The organism is Cryobacterium adonitolivorans (assembly GCF_004402695.1).
GTDB lineage: Bacteria > Actinomycetota > Actinomycetes > Actinomycetales > Microbacteriaceae > Cryobacterium > Cryobacterium adonitolivorans.
In genome coordinates this window covers 1-20013 of record NZ_SOFL01000007.1, presented here as the reverse complement: position 1 = coordinate 20013, position 20013 = coordinate 1, and the positions used below count along the sequence as shown (strand labels likewise).

Sequence of the window (20013 nt, the reverse complement as noted above, 5' to 3'; positions counted from 1 at the left end):
GCCCGCCGTGCGCGCCTCGGCCGTGCCTTGGGCACCGTCGCGGTGTGCGCGGCGGCGGCGGCACTGGCGGCGCTGACCGTGGCCGTGCAGGCTCCGGCGCGGCTGCCCGAGCCCGTGCGCACCCTCGTGGACGGGCGCGCTGAGGTCACGGCGACGCTGACCGTGTGGTCCGCGCCGGTGCCGAGCGCCGGCCTGGCCATCGGCGGCGCTCCTCAATCGCGGTTCAGGGCCACCCTCACGGGACTCCGCCAGGGGGACGGCCCGCAGCAGGAGCAGTCCGACGCGACCGGGACCAGCCTGGCTGTTCCGGTGGTCGTCTTCGCCGACGCCTCCCGGGGGAGCCCGGCGATCGGCGATGAGATCCGGCTGGCGGGCACCCTGGTCCCGACCAGCCCGGGCGATGCCGCCGCCGCCCTGTTCTTCGGCCGGGGCGACCTCGTGCCCGTGCGCGCCGCGCCCTGGTGGCTGGGCTGGGCCAACACCCTGCGCCACGGCTTTGCGGGCGCCGCCGGGGCCCTGCCGGGGGAAGGCGGCGGCTTGCTGCCCGGCCTGGCGATCGGCGACACGACGGGGGTGGCCAGCGACCTCGACCAGGCCATGAAGTCCAGTTCCCTCAGCCATCTCACTGCGGTGTCGGGGGCCAATTGCGCCATCGTGCTGGCCCTGGTGCTCGCGATCACCAGTGCGCTGGGCCTGGGTCGAACCGCGAGGGTCACGTCAGGGCTGGCGGTGCTGGCAGGATTCGTGGTGCTGGTGACCCCGGAGCCCAGCGTGGTGCGGGCGGCGGCCATGGCGACCATCGTGCTGCTGTCCAGCTCGGCCGGCCGGCCGGGCCGGGGTGTTGCGGCCCTGGCACTCGCCTCGCTCTGCCTGCTCGTCGCCGACCCGTGGCTGTCGCGAAACTACGGCTTCGGACTATCGGTACTCGCGACCCTCGGCCTGCTGGTGCTCGCCGGGCCCCTCACCCGTCGGCTGCGTCGGTGGCTGCCGACGCCGCTGGCCGCGATGCTCGCGATCCCGCTCGCCGCACAGTTGGCCTGCCAGCCCGTCCTGGTACTGCTGAGCCCGACCCTGCCGGCCTACGGCGTGCCGGCGAACCTGCTCGCCGCTCCCGCCGCGCCGATGGCCACGATAGTCGGGCTGGCGGCCTGTCTGCTCCTGCCCTGGCTGCCCGCGCTCTCGACGGCGCTGATGTGGCTGGCGTGGCTACCCGCAACCTGGATCGCAGCCGTGGCACAGACCACGGCGACAATGCCGGGCAACACCCTGCCCTGGCTCGGCGGACCCCTCGGCGTTGCCCTCACCCTCGCCTGCGCCACCGCGGTCGTGGTGCTGCTGGTCGTGCGCAGAAACGGCCGGTTCGCGGCGCTCGGGCGGGCGGTGAGCGGGCTGCTGATCTGCGTCGCGGCCGGAGCCACGGTGGGCATCCTCGTCGGGACCGGTCTGGGCCGGGCCGTGGCCTTCCCGGCGACCTGGCAGATCGCCGCCTGCGACATCGGCCAGGGTGACGCCGTGCTCGTGCGGGAGGGGACGTCGGTCGCGCTGGTGGACGTCGGCCCGGATCCGGCACTCCTGGCCGAGTGCCTGGACACCCTGGGTATCGACAGGGTGGACCTGCTGGTTCTCACCCACTATGACCTGGACCATATCGGCGGGCTGGCGGCGGTGATCGGCCGGGTGGATACGGCGTTGGTGGGGCGGCCGGAGAACAACCAGGATGCGGCGCTGCACACCAGACTGGCCGCCGCAGGGGCTGACGTGCGTGAGGCGGCCCGCGGAGACAGCGGCACCCTCGGGGCACTGGACTGGGAGATCCTGTGGCCGATCCGCGGTTCGCCGCTCATGCAGACCGGCAATCCCGGCAGCGTCAGCATGGTTTTCGACGGCGCTGGAATCCGGTCGGTCTTCCTCGGCGACCTCGGCGAGGAAGCCCAGGACGCGCTGCTGGCCGCCGGTCGTATCGGAGCTGTGGACGTGGTCAAGGTCGCCCATCACGGGTCCCGCGACCAGAGCGCGACCCTCTATGCCGAGCTCGACGCGAGTGTCGGAGTGGTGTCGGTCGGTGCGGACAACGGCTACGGACACCCGACCAGGTCGGTGCTCGACGTCCTTGGCGCGGTGGGCACCGCCGTGATGCGGACCGACCAGGACGGGATGGTGGTGGTGGCGCCGGGTGACGGCGACACGGCGGCCCGGCGGACACTCCTGGTCTGGACCGAGAAGGTCCCAGACGCCGGTTAGGCTGGGTCGGTAGCGAAGGGAGCCGCGTGGCCGCACGAACAACCGCATCCGGTCGAACCGGCAAACCAGCCGCCAAGGCCGGCGCGGCGAAGATCCCGCAGCTCGCCTGGCACCAGGTACGGCCGGCGCCCGTCGTGCTCGTCTCGGGCACCGAGACCTTCCTCGCCGAACGCGCCATCCGGTCGCTGCGGGACTTCCTCAAATTGGAGGATCCCAGCCTCGAGGTCAGTGACATCCAAGCCGACAGCTACGCGCCGGGCGAGCTACTCACCCTGGCCAGCCCCTCCCTCTTCGGCGAGCCGCGGCTGATTCGCGTGAGCAACGTGGAGAAGTGCAGCGACACCTTTCTGACCGAGGCCATCGATTACCTGCAGAACCCCGCCGACGACACCTATGTCGTGCTGCGCCATGGCGGCGGCGTGCGCGGCAAGAAGCTGCTGGATACCATCCGCAGCGGCGTGGGCGGCGCCGTCGAAGTGGTCTGCGCCGAGCTCAAAAAGGATTCGGACAAGCACGACTTTGCCACCGCGGAATTCCGTTCGGCAGGCAAGAGAGTGACCCCGAGCGCGCTGCGGTCGCTGGTTGCCGCGTTCTCCGACGACCTGGCCGAGCTCTCGGCCGCCTGCCAGCAGCTCATCGCGGACACTGGCGCCGAGGTCACCGAAACGACAGTGGACCGCTATTACGGCGGCCGGGTCGAGACCAACGCATTCAAGGTGGCGGACTCCGCCATCGCCGGCCGTCTGGGCGAGGCTCTCGTGACCCTGCGGCACGCGCTGTCATCGGGAGCCGACCCGGTTCCGATCGTCGCCGCGTTCGCCAGCAAGATCCGCACCATGGCGAAGCTGTTCGGCGTGCGCGGCAGTTCCGCCCAGCTGGCGGCGAACTACAGCCTCGCACCGTGGCAGGTGGAGCGCGCCCAACGTGACCTGCGCGGCTGGAGCGATGACGGCCTGGCCCGGTGCATCGTGATGCTCGCGGAGACCGACGCGGCCGTGAAGGGCGCCGGCCGGGACCCGGTCTTCGCGCTCGAGCGGCTCGTCACAGTCATCGCCAAACGCGGCGAATGACCGCTCACGGCTCGTCGGCCACCGTGACCGAGGCGCGGTTCAGGTAGATCCACACCCCGTCGGTGTACTCGGAATCACCGCAGACCACTCCGGTCACCTTCACCGGCAGGATGGACGAGGAGCCGACCAGGTCGGCCCGCGACGCCGTCGCGGCGAACGACGCCGGCAGGGTCGGGCAGTATTCCAGCTGGACCCTGCCATACAGGTCCGTGAACTGCACCATGATCCGCTCGGTGGGTGCCGGCAACAGCACCGTGAGCACCACCGCGAGAGCGGCCAGCGCCAGGCCGACGACGCCGAGCACCGACCCGAGGATGGTCAGCCCTCGCCGGGGCGCAGCCGGATGCGACGCGGGGTGCGCCGCGGGGTGCGCCGCCGGGTGTTCTGCTGAGTGTTCTGGAGGGTGTGCCGTCGGCTGCGCTGTGGCGGTCACCGCGGTCACCGCGGGCCCAGCGGGCCCAGCGGGAGGCAACGATGCCGCGAACAGCACGCAGGCCCCGGTCAGCACGAGGAGGAAGCCGAGCAACGCCGCGAACACCCAGGGGCTCAGGCCGGAGTAAGCGGTCACCGCGGGGGCGAACCAGAGCCCGACGGCGATCACGGCGGCGGCCACAGCGAACGCGCCACCGAGGAACCGGGCCTGATGGCGCCAGGCGGCCGGTTTCATCGGGCTGGTCTGCTGCGGGCCGGCGTGCTGGAGGCCCGGCTGCTGAGGGCCGGCCTGCACGGCGCCTGTCTGTTGGGGACCTGGCAGCTGCAGGCCGGGCTGCTGTGGACCTGGCTGCTTGGAGTCCGGCTGCTTGGAGCCTGGCTGCTTGGAGCCTGGCTGCGCCGGTCCGGTCTGGTCGCTCATCACGACGACACCATAGCGTCGGCCGGGCACCGCGGAAAGGGCCGATCGATCCGCCGCCAGCGCAGAAAACCCCCGCCCAGGAGGGCGGGGGTGTGTCTGTCTTGCCTACCGCACCGAGGTGCGTACAGCGGGCTGGTTAGAGCGCGTTGACAGCCTTGGCAATTGCGGACTTCTTGTTCGCTGCCTGGTTCTGGTGGATGACGCCCTTGCTGACGGCCTTGTCGAGCTTCTTGGAAGCAACGGCGAGGCTGGCGACGGCCTTGTCCTTGTCACCAGCGGTGACGGCGAGGCGCGTGGCCCGGATGGCGGTCTTGAACTCGCTCTTGACCGCCTTGTTGCGCTCCTGCGACTTCTTGTTCGTGAGGATCCGCTTGATCTGCGACTTGATATTTGCCACGTTTTATACGCTTTCGTTAGGTTCTTGTTCGGATGGGCCGACCGGTGATAGAGGGCACCGTGCGGCGAAAATCGTGTGGGGTGGGACCCAACACGCAAGCCAACAGGCAACGATACCAGCTATCGGCCCGGGTGGCTGACCGAATCGGGGGAGTTCGTCCCGAAATCCGCCTCGACCTCGGACAGAATGCGCCTGAGCACCGTATCAAACCGGTGCGGCCGGTGCAGGCTCACCAGATGGCCGGCTCCGGGAATCGTCACGAGGGTGCCGTGCCTGGCCGCCGCGAGGAATCGTCGCTGGTGGAAGCGGAAGTGGTCGTACGCTCCGTTGACCAGCCACACCCGGCCGGGAAAGGCCCTGAGGTCGGCCAACGGCGACAACCGCCCTGTCGCAGTGAGGCCCGAATCCATGACGTCCAGGGCTACACCGCCGGCCAGAACATCCCGCACGCCGGCCGGCGGGAGCATCCGCCTAACCAGGAAAGTGTGCAACCAGAGACCGCGGTCGGGGAATCGGTGGATGAGCCGGGCGAGCCGGCGGTAGGCGGCCAGTCCCGGCCCGCCCGGTTCGAACGACGACCCGGCGGCGACCAGTCCGAGCACTCGCTCCGGCTTCCCGGCCGCATAGGCAATGGCGTAGTAGCCGCCGAGCGACAGGCCGACGAGCAGCACCGGCCCCTCAAGCTGGTCGACCCCGGCGTCGATGGCGGCCAGGGCGCCCTCGAGGGTGAACGGCTCGTCCAGGCGCGAGCCGTGGCCCGGCAGGTCCACGGCGAGCACCGGATGTCCCTCCGCGGCCAGCCACTCCAGCTGGTGCCGCCACATGCTCGCCGACGTGCGGATCCCGTGCACGAGCACGACAGGGACGCGCGAACCGGCGGCGATCATCATGCGCCCCGGATGGTGCCGGACGCCCGGGCACTGGCGACGGCGGAGGTCCGTGAGCCGACACCGAGCTTGCCGAAGATGTGCACGAGATGGGACTTCACCGTCGCCTCGCTGAGGAACAGATCCTGGCCGATCTGCCGGTTGGACCGGCCCGCCGCCACAAGGCCGAGCACCTCGACCTCGCGCGGGGACAGCCGGCTCTCCGGAATGCGGGAACGGTCGGCCAGCCGGGTGACGATGGCCGGCGCGAGAGCGCTCTGACCCGCCGCAGCGGCCCGCACGGCGGCCACGAGCTCGGCGGGCGGAGCGTCCTTGAGCAGGTAACCGCTGGCGCCGGCCTCGATGGCGCCGAGGATGTCGGCATCCGTGTCGTAGTTGGTGAGGACCAGCACGTGCGGGGCGCCGGGCACCGACCGAACCCGCCGGGTGGCCTCAGCGCCCTGCATCGCACCACCGAACTGCAGGTCCATCAGCACGACATCCACCCGGCCGGAGATGGCCAGCGCCACAGCGTCCTCAGCCGTCCCGGCCTCCAGCTCGACCACCAGATCGGGTTCGGCGCCGAGCAGGGCGCGCAGGCCCGCCCGCACGACGGGGTGGTCGTCGGCGAGCAGTACCCGGATCACGCCAGCACCTCCCGGATCGGGAACCTGACCGCGACCGCGGTGCCGTGACCTGGCGCGGACTCCAGGACGAAGGTGCCGCCGAGCGCTTCGACGCGCTGCCGGATCGCGACCAGGCCGAACGAGTCCGGGCTCTGGGCCGTGGCCGCGGCGAGGGCGAAGCCCCGGCCGTCGTCGACGATGTCGAGGGCCACCTCGTCGGTCATGTAGCTCAGGGTCACCTCGGCACGATCGGCACCGGCGTGCTGGGCGACGTTGGCGAGCGAGCCCTGCGCGATCCGCAGCAGGGTCGTCTCCAGCGCCATCGGCAGCGATACCGGGTCGCCGGTCACGTGCAGGCTGACCCTGGTGGCCGCCGGGCCGCCCGCCGCTGTGCTCCCCGTCGCGGTGCGCTCCGCCGAGGCGGCGAGCCTGGCGAGGGCGCCCGGCAGGGTCTGGGTCTCCAGGGCCGGCGGGGTGAGCTCCCGGATGAACCGGCGGGTCTCCTGCAGATTGGCCGCGGCGGTGTCCCTGGCCAGGCGCAGGTGCTCCAGGGCCGCCGGGTCTGCCACCCGGCTCTCCGCGGCGTGCAACAGCATCTGGATGCTCGACAGTCCCTGCGCCACGGTGTCGTGGATCTCCCTGGCCAGGCGTTCCCGCTCGGCGAGGGTGCCCGCGTCCCGTGCGGCGGCCGCCAGCTCGGTGCGTGTGGTGAGCAGATCCTCGATCAGCCGCTGCCGTTCGGCGGCCTCGCGCAGCAGCGCCCGGTAGCCCAGACCCACCGCCACCGCGACGGCCGCGCCCACCAGCGGGCCGAGGGTGGCGCCCAGGCTCAGGCCCGCGTGCACGCTCATCGCCCAGATCGTCAGCAGCACGCTCAGCAGCACCAGCGGAATACCCGCCCGGAGCGGCAGCACGTGCAACTGCAGGAAGAACAGCGGGAAGACGATGAACGCGGCATCCGGTGCCAGCAGGGTCAGCGCGAGCCACTCCATCAGCAGCACGGCCATCCAGACCGGAACGACCCAGCGCCACGGTCGGCGGCGGGCGAGTTCGCTGCCGCCGACGTAACTGGCCAGGAAGACCAGCGCCAGGCTCACCACGGCGACAGGGTTCGGCACCGCCCCCACCAGGCTCCGCACGATGACCAGTCCGGTCAGCCCGGCGATCAGCACGTGCAGGCCGATCCGCAGGCCGGCGAACACCGGGGTGAGCGCGGAGTGCCCAAGACCCTCGCCGATGCTGGCGGGCGGGGTGGGATCCCGGCGGACCGGGGAGCTGCGGAGTGCGAGGCTGGACATGGTGCGCCCAGCCTAATCAGGACCGCGGGGCCCGTCATCCGTCAAATGGATGACCGACGGGTCAGCCCGGCGGGTCACACCGACGCTGCGGGCATGGGAGAATTGGGCCCATCATGTCACCGAGAGCTCTCAAGGCGCTGGAACCGGCCGCCACCGCCCCCGCGTTCATCCGTAACTTCTGCATCATCGCGCACATCGACCACGGCAAGTCCACGCTGGCCGACCGGATGCTGCAGATCACCGGCGTCGTCGACGACCGTTCCATGCGCGCCCAGTACCTGGATCGCATGGACATCGAACGCGAACGCGGCATCACCATCAAGAGCCAAGCGGTGCGGATGCCGTGGGAGATGGACGGGCAGACCTACGCGCTGAACATGATCGACACCCCCGGCCACGTCGACTTCACCTACGAGGTCTCCCGCAGCCTGGCCGCCTGCGAGGGCGCCATCCTGCTCGTCGACGCCGCCCAGGGCATCGAGGCGCAGACGTTGGCGAACCTGTACCTGGCGTTGGAGAACGACCTCACCATCATCCCGGTGCTCAACAAGATCGACCTGCCGGCCGCCGACCCCGACAAGTACGCCAAGGAGCTGGCCAGCCTCATCGGCGGCAGCCCCGACGACGTGCTGCGGGTCTCCGGCAAGACCGGCGTCGGCGTGTCCGAGCTGCTCGACCGGGCCACGTCGCTGATCCCCGCCCCGGTCGGAGACGCCAACGCGCCGGCCCGCGCCATGATCTTCGACTCCGTCTACGACAGCTATCGCGGCGTCGTCACCTACGTGCGGATGATCGACGGGCACCTCAGCCCGCGCGAGAAGATCCAGATGATGTCGACCCGCGCGACCCACGACATCCTCGAGATCGGCGTCACCAGCCCGGAGCCTACCCCCAGCAAGGGCCTGGGCGTCGGCGAGGTCGGCTACCTGATCACCGGCGTGAAGGACGTGCGCCAGTCCAAGGTCGGCGACACCGTCACCACTGCAATGAAGCCCGCCACCGTGGCGTTGCCCGGCTACACCGAACCCAAGCCGATGGTCTTCTCCGGCCTGTACCCGATCGACGGCAGCGACTACCCGGCGCTGCGCGAAGCGCTCGACAAGCTCAAACTCTCGGATGCGTCGCTGGTCTACGAACCCGAAACCTCCGTCGCCCTCGGCTTCGGCTTCCGTTGCGGCTTCCTCGGCCTGCTGCACCTGGAGATCATCACCGAGCGCATCGACCGGGAATTCAACCTCGACCTGATCACCACGGCGCCCAGCGTGATCTACGAGGTCACCACAGACGACAAGAAGACCGTCACAGTCACCAACCCGAGCGAGTTCCCCAACGGCAAGATCGCCGTCGTCGAGGAGCCCATCGTCAAGGCCGCGATCCTCGCGCCCAAGGACTACGTCGGCGTGATCATGGAACTCTGCCAGGGCCGCCGCGGCACTCTGCTCGGCATGGAGTACCTCGGCGAGGACCGCGTCGAGATCCGGTACACGATGCCGCTGGGCGAGATCGTCTTCGACTTCTTCGATCAGCTCAAGAGCAAGACTGCCGGCTACGCCTCCCTGGACTACGAGCCGATCGGCTCGCAGGAGGCCGACCTGGTCAAGGTCGACATCCTGCTGCAGGGCGAACAGGTGGACGCGTTCAGCGCCATCGTGCACCGCGACAAGGCCTACGATTACGGCGTGCTGATGACCGGCCGGCTCCGCAAGCTCATCCCGCGCCAGCAGTTCGACGTGCCCATCCAGGCCGCCATCGGAGCCCGCATCATCGCCAGGGAGTCGATCAGCGCCATCCGCAAGGACGTGCTCGCCAAGTGCTACGGCGGCGACATCTCCCGCAAGCGCAAGCTGTTGGAGAAGCAGAAGGAAGGCAAGAAGCGCATGAAGATGGTCGGCAGGGTCGAGGTTCCGCAGGAAGCGTTCATCGCCGCACTCTCCGGCGATGAGCCGCCCAAGAAGGAAAAGAAGTAACCGACATGCGCCGCTCCACCTTCACCGACGCCGCCGTGACGTACGCCGCCATCGGCGGCACCCTGGCAACCGACCTGATGCGCTACCCGCCCAAGGGCCACCGCCCGCTCGAACGCACGGTGCGGCTGGGCAGCGGCGAGGAGCGGTTCCGGGTGGCCACGACGGCGATGATGACCTGGGGCATCCAACGCGGCAGCGGCATCGACGTCACCGACCTCGACGCAGGCACCGGCGTGCAGTACACCGGCATTGTCTTCAACGATGACGGCACCCCGGCGCCCAACCAGGAGCACCCGGTGAACGAGGCCACCTTCGCCGAGGACGGCACCCCGTTCATCAGCAACGGCATGACCGCCAAGCTGGCCATCCCCACCGGCCCGTTCACCGTTGCCGCCCCGGTGCGCGTCGTCTACGTCATCGACGAGGTCGACAAGATCGGCTTCGCCTACGGCACCATGCGCGGCCACCCGCAGACCGGCGAGGAGTGCTTCATTGTCGACCGTCGCGCCGACGACTCCGTCTGGCTCACCATCCGCTCCTTCTCGCGTCCCAGCACCTGGTACTACACGCTGGCCTGGCCCATCCTGCGCTTCCAGCAGGAGCGCTACACCCGCAAGTACCTGCTCGCCCTGCACCCCGTCGGAAGAGGCTGACCGCATGGCTGGACCCCATCCGGTCGGTGACCCCGCACCACTGGACGGCCTGATCCCGGCCTCGGCCGCGATCGGGGCATCAGAGCGCGACTTCGGGGTCTACCTGCACGTGCCGTTCTGCAAGGTGCGCTGCGGCTACTGCGACTTCAACACCTATACCGCTACGGAACTGCGCGGCGTGAAGCAGAGCGACTACGCCAGCCAGGCGGTTCTCGAGGTCGGGGCGGCCGCGCGCATCCTGGCCGAATCGGGTGTGCCGGCCAGGCCTGCAGCCACGGTCTTCTTCGGCGGCGGCACCCCCACGCTGCTGCCCGCAGACCACCTGGTGCGGATGCTGCACGCCGTGCGGGACACCGTCGGCATCGTGCCGGGCGCCGAGATCACCACGGAGGCCAATCCGGATTCCGTCGACCTGGTCTATCTCCGCCAGCTCAAGCAGGCCGGCTTCACCAGGGTGTCCTTCGGTATGCAGTCCGCAGTGCCCCGGGTCCTGGCGACCCTCGAGCGTACCCACGACCCCGAACGGGTCCCGCTCGTTGTGGCCTGGGCGCGCGAGGCCGGCCTGGATGTGAGCCTCGACCTGATCTACGGCACACCGGGGGAGACCATCGACGATTGGCGGGCCAGCCTCGACGCGGCCATCGGCCAGCAGCCCGACCACATCAGCGCATACTCGCTCATCGTCGAAGACGGCACCAAACTGGCCAGGCAGATCCGCCGGGGCGAGCTCGTGCAACCGGACGAAGACCTGCAGGCCGACTTCTACGAACTCGCGGATGCGCACCTGGCCGAGGCCGGCTACAGCTGGTACGAGGTCAGCAACTGGTCGCGGGGCATCGAACACCGCTCCCGGCACAACCTGTCCTACTGGCGGAGTGCCGACTGGTGGGGCATCGGCCCCGGCGCGCACAGCCACGTCGGCGGCGTGCGCTGGTGGAACGTCAAGCATCCGGCGGCGTATGCCGACCGGATTCTGGCTGGCCACTCACCGGCCGCCGGTCGGGAGACCCTGGATGCGGCCACCCGTGAGACGGAGCGGGTGCTGTTGCTGACCAGGATCCGAGAGGGCATCCAGGTCTCGACGCTCTCAGTGCTCGGCCGCCGCGAGGTTGCCGGCCTGATCGCCGACCAGCTGATCGACGCCAGGGCGGCCATCGGCGGCACCGTCGAACTGACCCTCACCGGCCGGCTGCTCGCCGACGCCGTGGTGCGCCGCCTGCTCACCGACCGGTGAGGCCCGGTCTTCCGATCAGCTGACGAACTTGATGGTCAGCGGGTAGGTGTACCACTCGCCCTTGTTCGCGGCGATCGCGGCAATGATGCCGAAGACGATGCTGAGGATCCAGGCGGCGGCCAGGATCAGGAAGCCGACGAGGATGATGGTGAGAATCGATCCGACCAGGTACGCGATGGCCAGGGTGATCTGGAAGTTCAGCGCCGTTGCGGTGTGCGCGCGGATGAACGGACCGCGGTCCTTGAGTACGATGTAGCCGATCAGGGCGGGCAGGAAGCCGAAGAGGATGCCGCCGATGTGGATCAGGGTGGCCCACAGCTTCTCGTCGGCCGGGTTCATCTGGCTCGACGACTGGTACGGGGTGGCGGGGGGAGGCGTTGCCTCTGACATTGAATCTCCTTTGTGGACTGACGGGATGTGCCCGGTCGTGACCGGTGTCGCTGTCACCAGAATAGCGCCGGACAGCTCAGCCGGCCGTGTCCAAACTAGCTGATCAGACGGAGAGAGAACGGGTAGCGGTACGGTCGGCCGTCCTTGGCGCTGAGATAGCCGAGCACCGAGAAGATCGACCCGATCAGCCACAGGACCCAGCCCAGGGAAGAAATCACCGACAACAGGCCGAAGGTGAGCAGGCCGAGGATCGTGGCGGCCAGGTTGAGGGCGACGTAGCCGATGAGCAGGGTGAGCTGGAAGTTCAGGGCTTCCTTGCCCTCTTCGTTGGTGAACGACCCGCGGTCCTTGAAGACCAGCCAGATGATCAGCGCCGGCGGAAACGAGAGGATTCCGCCCAGGTGGGCCAGGGAGGCCCACTGCCGGTCCTGTTCCGCGGTGAGTGGCGCACCGGCGGCCGGCCCGGATGATGGTCCCTGTCCTGTGGGATAGCTCATGACAATGCCCTTCGGTGAACGGTGCGTGGTGGTCGTCAGGTTTAACGCTACTGCCCGAAATCGTCCGGGAGCAATGGGTATCGCCGCAGCCCGCGTTATGATTAGCAGTCAAACAATGAGAGTGCCAATGCAGAATTGGCACTGCGGGCACGAGGGAGGCGAATGATCATGGTGTCAGATCGCAGTCTCGAGGTGCTTCGCGTGATCGTGCAGGACTATGTCGCGTCCCGCGAACCCGTCGGTTCGAAGTCCATTGTCGACAGGCACGCCTTCGGCGTGTCGGCGGCGACGATCCGCAACGACATGGCGCTTCTCGAAGAAGAAGAACTCATCGTCGCCCCCCACACGTCCTCCGGCCGCATCCCCACCGACAAGGGCTACCGGTTGTTCGTCGATCACCTCGCCGACCTCCGCCCGCTCACCGTCGCCCAACGGCAGGCCATCGAGGCGTTCCTGGGCCAGTCAGCGGACCTCGACGAGGTCCTCGTCCGTAGCGTGCGGCTGCTCTCCCAGCTCACCCACCAGGTGGCCCTCGTGCAGTACCCGTCCCTGTCCCGCGCCACCGTGCGCCACATCGAACTGGTTCCGCTGAGCGAGACCCGGGTGCTGTCGGTCCTGATCACCGACTCCGGGCGCGTCGAGCAGCGCGTCGTCGAGCTGCCCCGCACCCTCGACGAGGCCGCGCTGGCCGAACTCCGCTCCAGGCTCAACGCCGTCGTGGGCGGCCTCAGCATGAGCGCGGCCGCCACCGCCCTGACCGGACCCACCGGTCTGGGCGCGCCGGAGGTTCAGGACCTGATCGACCTGATCACCTTCACCCTGCGCGACCAGGTCGGCGCCAACCGGCAGGACCGCCTGGTCATGGCAGGCGCCGCGAACCTCGTGCGCACCGAGGAGGATTTCAGCGGCAGCATCTACCCCGTGCTGGAGGCCATCGAGGAGCAGGTGGTGCTGTTGCGCCTGTTCGGCGAGATGGCCACGGACCAGCACGGCGTCTCGGTGAGCATCGGCCGCGAGAACGCGCCGTTCGGGCTCGGCGAGACGTCGGTGCTCACCAGCGGCTACACCTCCCGTGGTGACGCGGCCCGGCTGGGCGTCCTGGGTCCGACCCGGATGGACTACTCCAACAACATGGCGGCCGTCCGCGCGGTGGCCCGGTACCTCTCACGCCTGCTCGGCGAGAACTAACCGCCTCTTCACTTTCCGGCACGAATTCCCACCCATAGACCGCAAGCACAACCGCAAGGAGAGCCAGCTTTGGCTGACCATTACGAAGCACTCGGCGTCGCCCGCGATGCCAGCACCGACGAAATCAAGAAGGCGTACCGCAAGCTCGCCCGCCAGCTGCACCCCGACGTGAACCCCGGCGCCGAGGCGTCCGAACGGTTCAAGACCGTCACGCACGCGTACGACGTGCTCAGCGATCCCAAGCAGCGCCAGAACTACGACCGCGGCGGCTCGGGCAGCCCCGGCCAGGGCGGCGGCTTCGACGCCGGCAACTTCGGCGACATCTTCGAGACCTTCTTCGGCGGCGGCGGGGGCGGCAGCCGCGGGCCACGATCCCGCCGCGAGCGCGGCCAGGATGCCCTCATCCGCGTCGAACTCGACCTGGACGAGGTCATCTTCGGCACCCACCGCGACATCGAGGTGGACACGGCGATCGTCTGTGCCACCTGTTCCGGCACCTGCTGCCAGCCCGGCACCTCGCCGGTCACCTGCGACATCTGCCACGGCACCGGCAGCATCCAGCGTGCCGTGCGTTCGCTTCTCGGCAACGTGATGACCTCCAGCCCTTGCGGCTCCTGCCGCGGCTACGGAACCATCATCGCGACCCCGTGTGTGACCTGCCAGGGCCAGGGTCGCGTGCGCGCCCGCCGCACCGTGCCGGTCGACATCCCCGCCGGCGTCGACACGGGCCTGCGACTGCAGATGCCCGGCAGCGGCGAGGCCGGCCCGGCCGGTGGCCCCAACGGTGACCTGTACCTGGAGATGAAGGTGCGCCACCACGACGTCTTCAGCCGCGACGGCGACGACCTGCTCTGCACCCTCGAGGTGCCGATGACCGACGCGATCCTCGGGGCGACCGCCACGGTGAAGGCCCTCGACGGTGACATCGAAGTGGAACTGCGCCCCGGCGTGCAGGCCGGCGAGATCCTCACGGTCAAGGACCGCGGTGTCACGAGGCTGCGTGGCAACGGCCGCGGCGACCTGCGGGTCGGCGTGCAGGTGCTGACCCCCACCAAGCTCGACCACAAGGAACGGGAACTGATCGAGGCCTTCGCCGCCAGGCACAAGGTCCCGGCGCCCGCCCTCAGCCAGTTCCAGCAGGGCCTCTTCGCGAAGCTCCGCGACAGGTTCCTCGGCTAGGACCACCCTCGATGGCGCATTTCTTCCTGTCAGGAACCCTCGGCACCTCCGCCGACGGCACGCCGGCCGCTGACCCCGCCGTCGGGGCCACGGTGAGCGTCATCGGCGCCGAGGCCAAGCACGCCGTCACCGTCAGCCGGGTGCGCCCCGGCGAGACCCTGCTGCTGGGTGACGGCGCCGGCCTGGTGTTGGGCGTCACGGTCCTGTCGGCGGCGCCGACCGAGCTCACGGCCAGGGTGGACACCGTGACACGGACGCCGCCGGCCGTTCCGCGCATCCTGCTCGTGCAGGCCCTGGCCAAGGGCGACCGCGACGAACTCGCCGTGCAGGCCGCCACCGAACTCGGCATCGACGGGGTCATCCCGTGGGCCGCCGCCCGGTCGGTGGCCCGCTGGGAGGGTGTCAAGATCGCCAAGGGGCAGGCGCGGTGGTCCGCCATCGTGCGGGAGGCCAGCAAGCAGTCCATCCGGCCGTGGCTGCCGGAGGTGCTGCCGCTGTGCAGCACCAAGCAGCTGGTCCAGCTCGCCGCGACCAGCCGGATGCTGCTGCTCGAGCCCACCGCGGAGCTGAGGCTGACCGCGATCGCCGTACCCACCGACGACCGCGACATCGTGCTCGTCGTAGGGCCGGAGGGCGGCATCGCACCGAGCGAGCTGGACATCCTCGAGCAGGCCGGCGCCAGCCGGGTGCGCCTGGGCGATACCGTGCTGCGGACCTCGACGGCCGGCCCGGCCGCGGTCGCGATTCTGAACGCAACCCTCGGCCGCTGGTAGTTCCGCTTAAGATAGAACCATGGCTTCCTCCGGTGCAGAACCCACGATCTTCAGCCGCATTGCCGCGCGCGAAATTCCCGCGACCATCGTCGCGGAAACGGATGACATCATCGCGTTCAACGACATCGCGCCGCAGGCACCCGTGCACGTCGTGGTGACCACGAAGTCGCAGCAGTACCGCAACGTCGGTGAACTGGCGGCGGGGGACGCGGCGCTCCTGGCCGAGCTGATCGCCGTGGCCGGCCGGGTGGCCGACGAACACTGCGCAGGCGAGTACCGCTTGGTTTTCAACACCGGAGCCTCAGCGGGGCAAACCGTCTTCCACGTGCACGCGCACGTCCTCGGCGGCGCTCTTGAGGAGGGCACGCTTGCTGCCCTCTGACGCCGAAGCTTCCGACGGCGGCGCGCTCGGCGTGGTGCGCAAGCTCCTAGTGGACGGCGTCGCCATGGTGCGCCTGCTCGGTCCGCAGGACCGGTTCCTGAGCACCATCGAGAAGGAGTACCCGAACGTCGTTGTGCATGTGCGCGGCAACGAGGTCACCCTCAACGGCACCGCCGCGTCCGTCGACGCGGTTGTCCGGCTGATCGAGGAACTCCAGCTGCTGCTCCGCACCGGCGCCGACCTCGGCGAGGCCGAGGTGAGCACCTCCGCCAGGATGCTCGGGGCTGACGCGAGCTCCAGCCCCTCCACGGTGCTCGGGCAGGCCATCCTCACGTCCCGCGGCCTCACCGTGCGGCCCAAGACCCTCGGGCAGAGCGACTACGTCAACGCGATCGACGAGAACGCCATCGTCTTCGGCATCGGACCGGCCGGAACCGGCAAGACCTACCTCGCCATGGCCAAGGCCGTCCAGGCCCTGCAGCGCAAGGAGGTCGACCGGATCATCTTGACCCGGCCCGCCGTCGAAGCCGGCGAACGGCTCGGCTTCCTGCCCGGCACCCTGACCGACAAGATCGACCCCTACCTGCGGCCGCTCTATGACGCACTGTTCGAGATGATGGACCCCGAGCTGGTGCCCAAGCTCCTCGCCGCCGGCACCATCGAGGTGGCCCCGCTGGCCTACATGCGCGGCCGCACCCTCAACTCGGCGTTCATCGTGCTCGACGAAGCGCAGAACACCACGCCGGAACAGATGAAGATGTTCCTCACCCGACTCGGCTTCGGCTCCCAGATGGTGGTCACCGGCGACATCACCCAGGTGGACCTGCCCGCTGGCGCCAGCGGCCTCCGCCTGGTCACCAAGGTTCTCGACGGCATCGACGACATCGCCTTCGTGCGCCTGACCAGCGCCGACGTCGTGCGCCACAGCCTCGTCGGCCGCATCGTCGACGCCTACACCGAATACGACGCACAGAAGCAGGCCCAACGCTACGAAAGCGAACAGGCCCGCGACTTCGCCTCCCGCGCTCCGCACCAGGGGAATCCGCGCGATCGCACCCCGAAACGGAGATCCAGTTGAGCATCGAAATCAACAATGAGTCGGCCATCCCGGTCGATGAAGCCGCCCTCCAGCGGCTCGCCGCCTTCGCACTGGACACCATGCACGTGCATGCCGACGCCGAGCTGGCCATCGTCCTGGTCGACGAAGGCGCCATGGAAGCGCTGCACGTGCAGTGGATGGACGAGCCGGGTCCCACAGACGTCCTGAGCTTCCCGATGGACGAGCTGCGCCCGGGCACCGAAGATGCCCAGACCCCGGCGGGGCTGCTCGGCGACATCGTGCTGTGCCCTCAGGTCGCCCAGGGCCAGGCCGAGACCGCCGGCCACAGCACCCTCGACGAACTGCTCCTGCTCACCGCGCACGGCGTGCTGCACCTGCTCGGCTTCGACCACGCCGAGCCCCACGAAGAGAAGGAAATGTTCGGCATCCAGCGCGACATCCTGATCGGCTTCGCCATGCAGGAACGACGCCGGCCCTGATGATCGTCGGGTGGTTCCTGACCGCCGCCATTCTGCTCGTCGCCTTCGGCGGGCTGATGGCCGCCGTCGATGCGGCAATCATGTCGTTATCCAGGGCGGATATCGCCGAGCTCGCCGTCACGGCACGACCCAAGCGGTCCCTGCGAGCGATCGCCGCCGACACCGGCGCGCACCTGAACGCCATCAACTTCGTGCGGATCATCGCGGAGACGACGGCCGCGGTTCTGGTGACCCTGGTCTTCGCCACCACTATCGAACGGATCTGGCTCGCCCTGCTGCTGTCGGCCCTGCTGATGACGGCGGTGTCCTTCGTCCTGGTCGGAGCGAGTCCCCGCAGCGTCGGCCGCGCGCACCCGAAGAGCCTGCTCATGCTCACGGCCGTCCTCGTGCACTTCCTCAGGGTGCTGCTCGGCCCCATCGCGAACGCGCTCGTCGCCCTCGGCAACCGGGTGACCCCCGGCCGCAGCCGGCTGGCAACGTTCACCTCAGAGGACCAGCTGCTGAGCATGGTCGACGAGGCCACCGAGCTGGACGTGATCGAGGAAGACGACCGCGAGCTAATCCACTCGATCTTCGAGTTCAGCGAGACCGTCGTGCGCGAGGTCATGATCCCTCGCACCGACATGGTCACCATCGACGCGGACGCCACCGTGGGCGCTGCGATGGGACTCTTCCTCAGCAAGGGCTTCTCGCGGGTCCCCGTCGTCGACGGCGAAGTCGACGACGTGACGGGGATCCTCTATCTGAGGGACGTGTCCAGGCTGGTCTACGAACGCCCCCGCAACCTCGAGTCGCTGACGGTGGGCGAACTCGCCAAGACCGCCCAGTTCGTGCCGGAATCCAAGAAGGCCGACGCGCTGCTGCGCCAGATGCAACTGGAATCGAACCACCTCGCCATGGTCGTCGACGAGTACGGCGGCATCGCCGGCCTGGTCACCCTCGAGGACCTGATCGAGGAACTCGTCGGCGACATCTCCGACGAGTACGACCGCGACGTCGTCGAGATCGAGGACCTCGGCCACGGCCGGTTCCGGGTCAGCGCCCGCCTGCCCGTTGATGAACTCGGCGAACTTTTCGATCTCGACCTCGACGATGACGAGGTCGACTCCGTCGGAGGCCTGTTGGCCAAGGCGCTCGGCAGGTTGCCGGTCGCCGGCTCCGAAGCCAGAACCAGCGGGTTGATCCTCACCGCGGAGCGCACCGAGGGTCGACGCAAACGAATCAGCACGGTGCTGGTTGAACCAGACAAGGCGTTGAGAGACGCACAGTCCGCATTCCTGGGAATGCCGGACACCGAAGGAGCACACGGCAATGACACAAGAACCTGATTTCCGGGCGGGGTTCGTTTCCTTCGTCGGGCGCCCCAACGTGGGCAAGTCCACCCTGACGAACGCCCTGGTGGGGGAGAAGGTCGCGATCACCTCGTCGAAGCCGCAGACCACCCGTCGCGCCATCCGCGGCATCGTGCACCAGAAGAACGGCCAGCTGATCCTGGTCGACACCCCCGGCATCCACCGGCCCCGCACCCTGCTCGGCGAGCGGCTGAACAGCCTGGTGCAGTCCACGCTCAGCGGCGTAGACGTCGTGGGCCTGTGCATCCCGGCCAACGAACCGATCGGCCCCGGCGACAAGTTCATCAACGAGCAGCTGGACAACTTCCCGCGCGCCAAGAAGGTGGCCATCGTCACCAAGATCGACATGTCGTCCAAGACCAGCGTCGCCAATCAGCTCCTCGCGGTCTCGCAGCTGCGCGACTGGGAGGCCATCGTGCCGATCTCGGCGACCAGCCGCATCCAGCTCGACGTGCTCAGCAGCGAGCTGCTGCGCCTGTTACCGCTCAGCGACGCGCCGCTGTACCCGGCGGATGCCGTCACTGACGAGAGCCTGGAATCGCGCATTTCCGAGTACATCCGCGAGGCGGCGCTCGAGGGCGTCACCGACGAGCTGCCGCACTCCATCGCCGTGACGATCGACGACATCATCGAGCGTGACGACCAGGAACTCGTCGAGATCTACGCCAACCTCTTCGTGGAGCGGGACAGCCAGAAGGGCATCATCATCGGCAAGTCGGGCAGCCGGCTCAAGGACGTCGGCATGCGTGCCCGCAAGCAGATCGAACCTCTCGTCGGCAAGCGGGTGTTCCTCTCACTGCGGGTGAAGGTTGCCAAGGAATGGCAGCGCGACCCGAAGCAGCTCGGTCGACTGGGCTTCTGACCGAGCGGTGGCTTCTCCCCGAGCCGTCGGTCGGGTAGGCCCCATGAGTAGATCCCGGCAACGCTCCACTCGTTGGTCGAGCTCGTCGACGCCGTGCTGAGCTTTCCGAAGTAGACCCCGTGAGCCATCCCCGAGAACGCAACCCTCCCGTTGGTCGAGCCTGTCGAGACCTCGCGAGCCGTCCTCGTCAACGCTCCAACCTCGCTGGTCGAGCCTGTCGAGACCACGCGAGCCGTACTTTCTCGGCGAAATAAGTTTCGATATTCGCTTGTGGATAAGTTGNCGGCGAAATAAGTTTCGATATTCGCTTGTGGATAAGTTGACATTCTCTCGCATCTCGGTCTGATTCGTGAGAGAATGGGGTTATGGACGACGAGCTGGTTGGCTCCACCGCTCCGATGGGAAGCTCTCCCACCGGCCCGAATCCCCATGACGGGAACACCGGCCTGGCCGGCCCGGCACCGGATGCCGCCGGCCCGGATGCGGCCAGCTTAAGCGCCGCCACCGACACAGCAGCCGGTGCCGGTCCTGGATCCGGCCGGGCCCGCCGTGGCCTGTCTAAGCCGCAGCCCGAGTGGCGGGACCCCGCCGATCTGCCCGGGGTGCAGCGCGCTCACACCGGCGCGTTCGGCGAGAAGCTCCAAGC

The 20013-nt window shown here is 68.9% G+C and carries 20 protein-coding genes and 1 pseudogene; 14 read left to right on the top strand and 7 right to left on the bottom strand.

Features of this window, described 5'->3' with window-relative positions:
• Together E3O42_RS02400 and holA are read left to right on the top strand one after the other, a co-directional pair.
• Window positions 1-2241: ComEC/Rec2 family competence protein (locus tag E3O42_RS02400; protein ID WP_134452344.1), on the top strand; the 2241-nt coding region annotated here is incomplete at its 5' end.
• Between the two features lie 26 nt (window positions 2242-2267).
• The gene (holA, locus tag E3O42_RS02395; RefSeq protein ID WP_134452343.1) at window positions 2268-3311 is read left to right on the top strand and encodes a DNA polymerase III subunit delta; all 1044 of its coding nucleotides are present in this window, start codon (window positions 2268-2270) and stop codon (window positions 3309-3311) included.
• A gap of 4 nt (window positions 3312-3315) precedes the next feature.
• On the opposite strand, the gene E3O42_RS02390 is transcribed toward holA, so the two are convergent.
• The 5 genes from E3O42_RS02390 to E3O42_RS02370 form a co-directional block, all read right to left on the bottom strand.
• Window positions 3316-4164 (bottom strand): hypothetical protein, encoded by an 849-nt coding sequence (locus E3O42_RS02390; RefSeq protein WP_134452342.1) that lies wholly within the window; start codon window positions 4162-4164, stop codon window positions 3316-3318.
• A 136-nt stretch (window positions 4165-4300) separates the two neighbouring features.
• Window positions 4301-4561, bottom strand: a complete 261-nt coding sequence (gene rpsT, locus E3O42_RS02385) for a 30S ribosomal protein S20 (RefSeq protein ID WP_088456096.1) — start codon at window positions 4559-4561, stop codon at window positions 4301-4303.
• Window positions 4562-4680: 119 nt separating this feature from the next.
• Entirely contained in the window at window positions 4681-5451 is a 771-nt protein-coding gene (locus E3O42_RS02380) for an alpha/beta fold hydrolase (protein ID WP_134452341.1), read from the bottom strand.
• On the bottom strand, window positions 5448-6074 hold the full coding sequence (locus E3O42_RS02375; protein WP_134452340.1) for a response regulator: 627 nt from the start codon (window positions 6072-6074) through the stop codon (window positions 5448-5450). The genes E3O42_RS02380 and E3O42_RS02375 overlap by 4 nt, the downstream gene beginning before the upstream one ends.
• Window positions 6071-7351 carry a sensor histidine kinase gene (locus E3O42_RS02370; RefSeq protein WP_134452339.1) on the bottom strand — a complete coding sequence of 427 codons (1281 nt, stop codon included), beginning with the start codon at window positions 7349-7351 and terminating at the stop codon, window positions 6071-6073. The genes E3O42_RS02375 and E3O42_RS02370 overlap by 4 nt, the downstream gene beginning before the upstream one ends.
• A gap of 113 nt (window positions 7352-7464) precedes the next feature.
• On the opposite strand from E3O42_RS02370, the gene lepA reads away from it, so the two are divergent.
• From lepA to hemW, 3 genes are read left to right on the top strand one after another with little or no spacing between them, the layout of a single operon-like run.
• Window positions 7465-9318: a translation elongation factor 4 gene (gene lepA / locus E3O42_RS02365; protein WP_134452338.1), complete on the top strand. Its 1854-nt coding sequence runs from the start codon at window positions 7465-7467 to the stop codon at window positions 9316-9318.
• Between the two features lie 5 nt (window positions 9319-9323).
• Window positions 9324-9971: a DUF1990 family protein gene (locus tag E3O42_RS02360; protein WP_134452337.1), complete on the top strand. Its 648-nt coding sequence runs from the start codon at window positions 9324-9326 to the stop codon at window positions 9969-9971.
• A 4-nt stretch (window positions 9972-9975) separates the two neighbouring features.
• Entirely contained in the window at window positions 9976-11205 is a 1230-nt protein-coding gene (gene hemW, locus E3O42_RS02355) for a radical SAM family heme chaperone HemW (RefSeq protein WP_134452336.1), read from the top strand.
• Between the two features lie 15 nt (window positions 11206-11220).
• Here hemW and E3O42_RS02350 read toward each other — a convergent pair whose 3' ends face one another.
• A complete protein-coding gene (locus E3O42_RS02350; protein ID WP_241984579.1) occupies window positions 11221-11595 on the bottom strand; it encodes a DUF4870 domain-containing protein in 375 nt (124 codons plus the stop codon).
• A gap of 95 nt (window positions 11596-11690) precedes the next feature.
• Window positions 11691-12092, bottom strand: coding sequence for a DUF4870 domain-containing protein (locus E3O42_RS02345; RefSeq protein WP_134452335.1), 402 nt, complete (start codon window positions 12090-12092; stop codon window positions 11691-11693).
• A 168-nt stretch (window positions 12093-12260) separates the two neighbouring features.
• Between E3O42_RS02345 and hrcA the strand changes: the two genes are divergently transcribed.
• From hrcA to E3O42_RS02300, 9 genes and pseudogenes are all read left to right on the top strand, one after another.
• Window positions 12261-13280, top strand: a complete 1020-nt coding sequence (gene hrcA / locus E3O42_RS02340; protein WP_134452334.1) for a heat-inducible transcriptional repressor HrcA — start codon at window positions 12261-12263, stop codon at window positions 13278-13280.
• A gap of 69 nt (window positions 13281-13349) precedes the next feature.
• A complete protein-coding gene (gene dnaJ, locus E3O42_RS02335) occupies window positions 13350-14459 on the top strand; it encodes a molecular chaperone DnaJ (protein WP_134452333.1) in 1110 nt (369 codons plus the stop codon).
• Between the two features lie 11 nt (window positions 14460-14470).
• On the top strand, window positions 14471-15232 hold the full coding sequence (locus E3O42_RS02330) for a 16S rRNA (uracil(1498)-N(3))-methyltransferase (protein ID WP_134452332.1): 762 nt from the start codon (window positions 14471-14473) through the stop codon (window positions 15230-15232).
• Between the two features lie 19 nt (window positions 15233-15251).
• A complete protein-coding gene (locus tag E3O42_RS02325; protein WP_134452331.1) occupies window positions 15252-15614 on the top strand; it encodes an HIT domain-containing protein in 363 nt (120 codons plus the stop codon).
• Window positions 15615-15678: 64 nt separating this feature from the next.
• On the top strand, window positions 15679-16692 hold the full coding sequence (locus E3O42_RS02320; RefSeq protein ID WP_134452345.1) for a PhoH family protein: 1014 nt from the start codon (window positions 15679-15681) through the stop codon (window positions 16690-16692).
• Window positions 16689-17153, top strand: coding sequence for an rRNA maturation RNase YbeY (gene ybeY / locus E3O42_RS02315; RefSeq protein WP_134452330.1), 465 nt, complete (start codon window positions 16689-16691; stop codon window positions 17151-17153). The genes E3O42_RS02320 and ybeY overlap by 4 nt, the downstream gene beginning before the upstream one ends.
• Window positions 17153-18481 (top strand): hemolysin family protein, encoded by a 1329-nt coding sequence (locus tag E3O42_RS02310; RefSeq protein WP_134452329.1) that lies wholly within the window; start codon window positions 17153-17155, stop codon window positions 18479-18481. The genes ybeY and E3O42_RS02310 overlap by 1 nt, the downstream gene beginning before the upstream one ends.
• The gene (gene era, locus E3O42_RS02305) at window positions 18465-19367 is read left to right on the top strand and encodes a GTPase Era (RefSeq protein ID WP_088456110.1); all 903 of its coding nucleotides are present in this window, start codon (window positions 18465-18467) and stop codon (window positions 19365-19367) included. The genes E3O42_RS02310 and era overlap by 17 nt, the downstream gene beginning before the upstream one ends.
• A 365-nt stretch (window positions 19368-19732) precedes the next feature.
• Window positions 19733-20013 (top strand): annotated as a pseudogene (locus tag E3O42_RS02300) (hypothetical protein); the annotation flags it as partial.

Coding starts and splice junctions, on each gene's coding strand:
- E3O42_RS02325 (WP_134452331.1), top strand. CDS start 15,252: ATGGCTTCCTCCGGTGCAGAACCCACGATCTTCAGCCGCATTGCCGCG.
- lepA (WP_134452338.1), top strand. CDS start 7,465: ATGTCACCGAGAGCTCTCAAGGCGCTGGAACCGGCCGCCACCGCCCCC.
- E3O42_RS02350 (WP_241984579.1), bottom strand. CDS start 11,595: ATGTCAGAGGCAACGCCTCCCCCCGCCACCCCGTACCAGTCGTCGAGC.
- E3O42_RS02370 (WP_134452339.1), bottom strand. CDS start 7,351: ATGTCCAGCCTCGCACTCCGCAGCTCCCCGGTCCGCCGGGATCCCACC.
- E3O42_RS02360 (WP_134452337.1), top strand. CDS start 9,324: ATGCGCCGCTCCACCTTCACCGACGCCGCCGTGACGTACGCCGCCATC.
- hrcA (WP_134452334.1), top strand. CDS start 12,261: ATGGTGTCAGATCGCAGTCTCGAGGTGCTTCGCGTGATCGTGCAGGAC.
- era (WP_088456110.1), top strand. CDS start 18,465: ATGACACAAGAACCTGATTTCCGGGCGGGGTTCGTTTCCTTCGTCGGG.
- E3O42_RS02320 (WP_134452345.1), top strand. CDS start 15,679: ATGGTGCGCCTGCTCGGTCCGCAGGACCGGTTCCTGAGCACCATCGAG.
- E3O42_RS02390 (WP_134452342.1), bottom strand. CDS start 4,164: ATGAGCGACCAGACCGGACCGGCGCAGCCAGGCTCCAAGCAGCCAGGC.
- E3O42_RS02345 (WP_134452335.1), bottom strand. CDS start 12,092: ATGAGCTATCCCACAGGACAGGGACCATCATCCGGGCCGGCCGCCGGT.
- E3O42_RS02310 (WP_134452329.1), top strand. CDS start 17,153: ATGATCGTCGGGTGGTTCCTGACCGCCGCCATTCTGCTCGTCGCCTTC.
- E3O42_RS02380 (WP_134452341.1), bottom strand. CDS start 5,451: ATGATGATCGCCGCCGGTTCGCGCGTCCCTGTCGTGCTCGTGCACGGG.
- hemW (WP_134452336.1), top strand. CDS start 9,976: ATGGCTGGACCCCATCCGGTCGGTGACCCCGCACCACTGGACGGCCTG.
- E3O42_RS02330 (WP_134452332.1), top strand. CDS start 14,471: ATGGCGCATTTCTTCCTGTCAGGAACCCTCGGCACCTCCGCCGACGGC.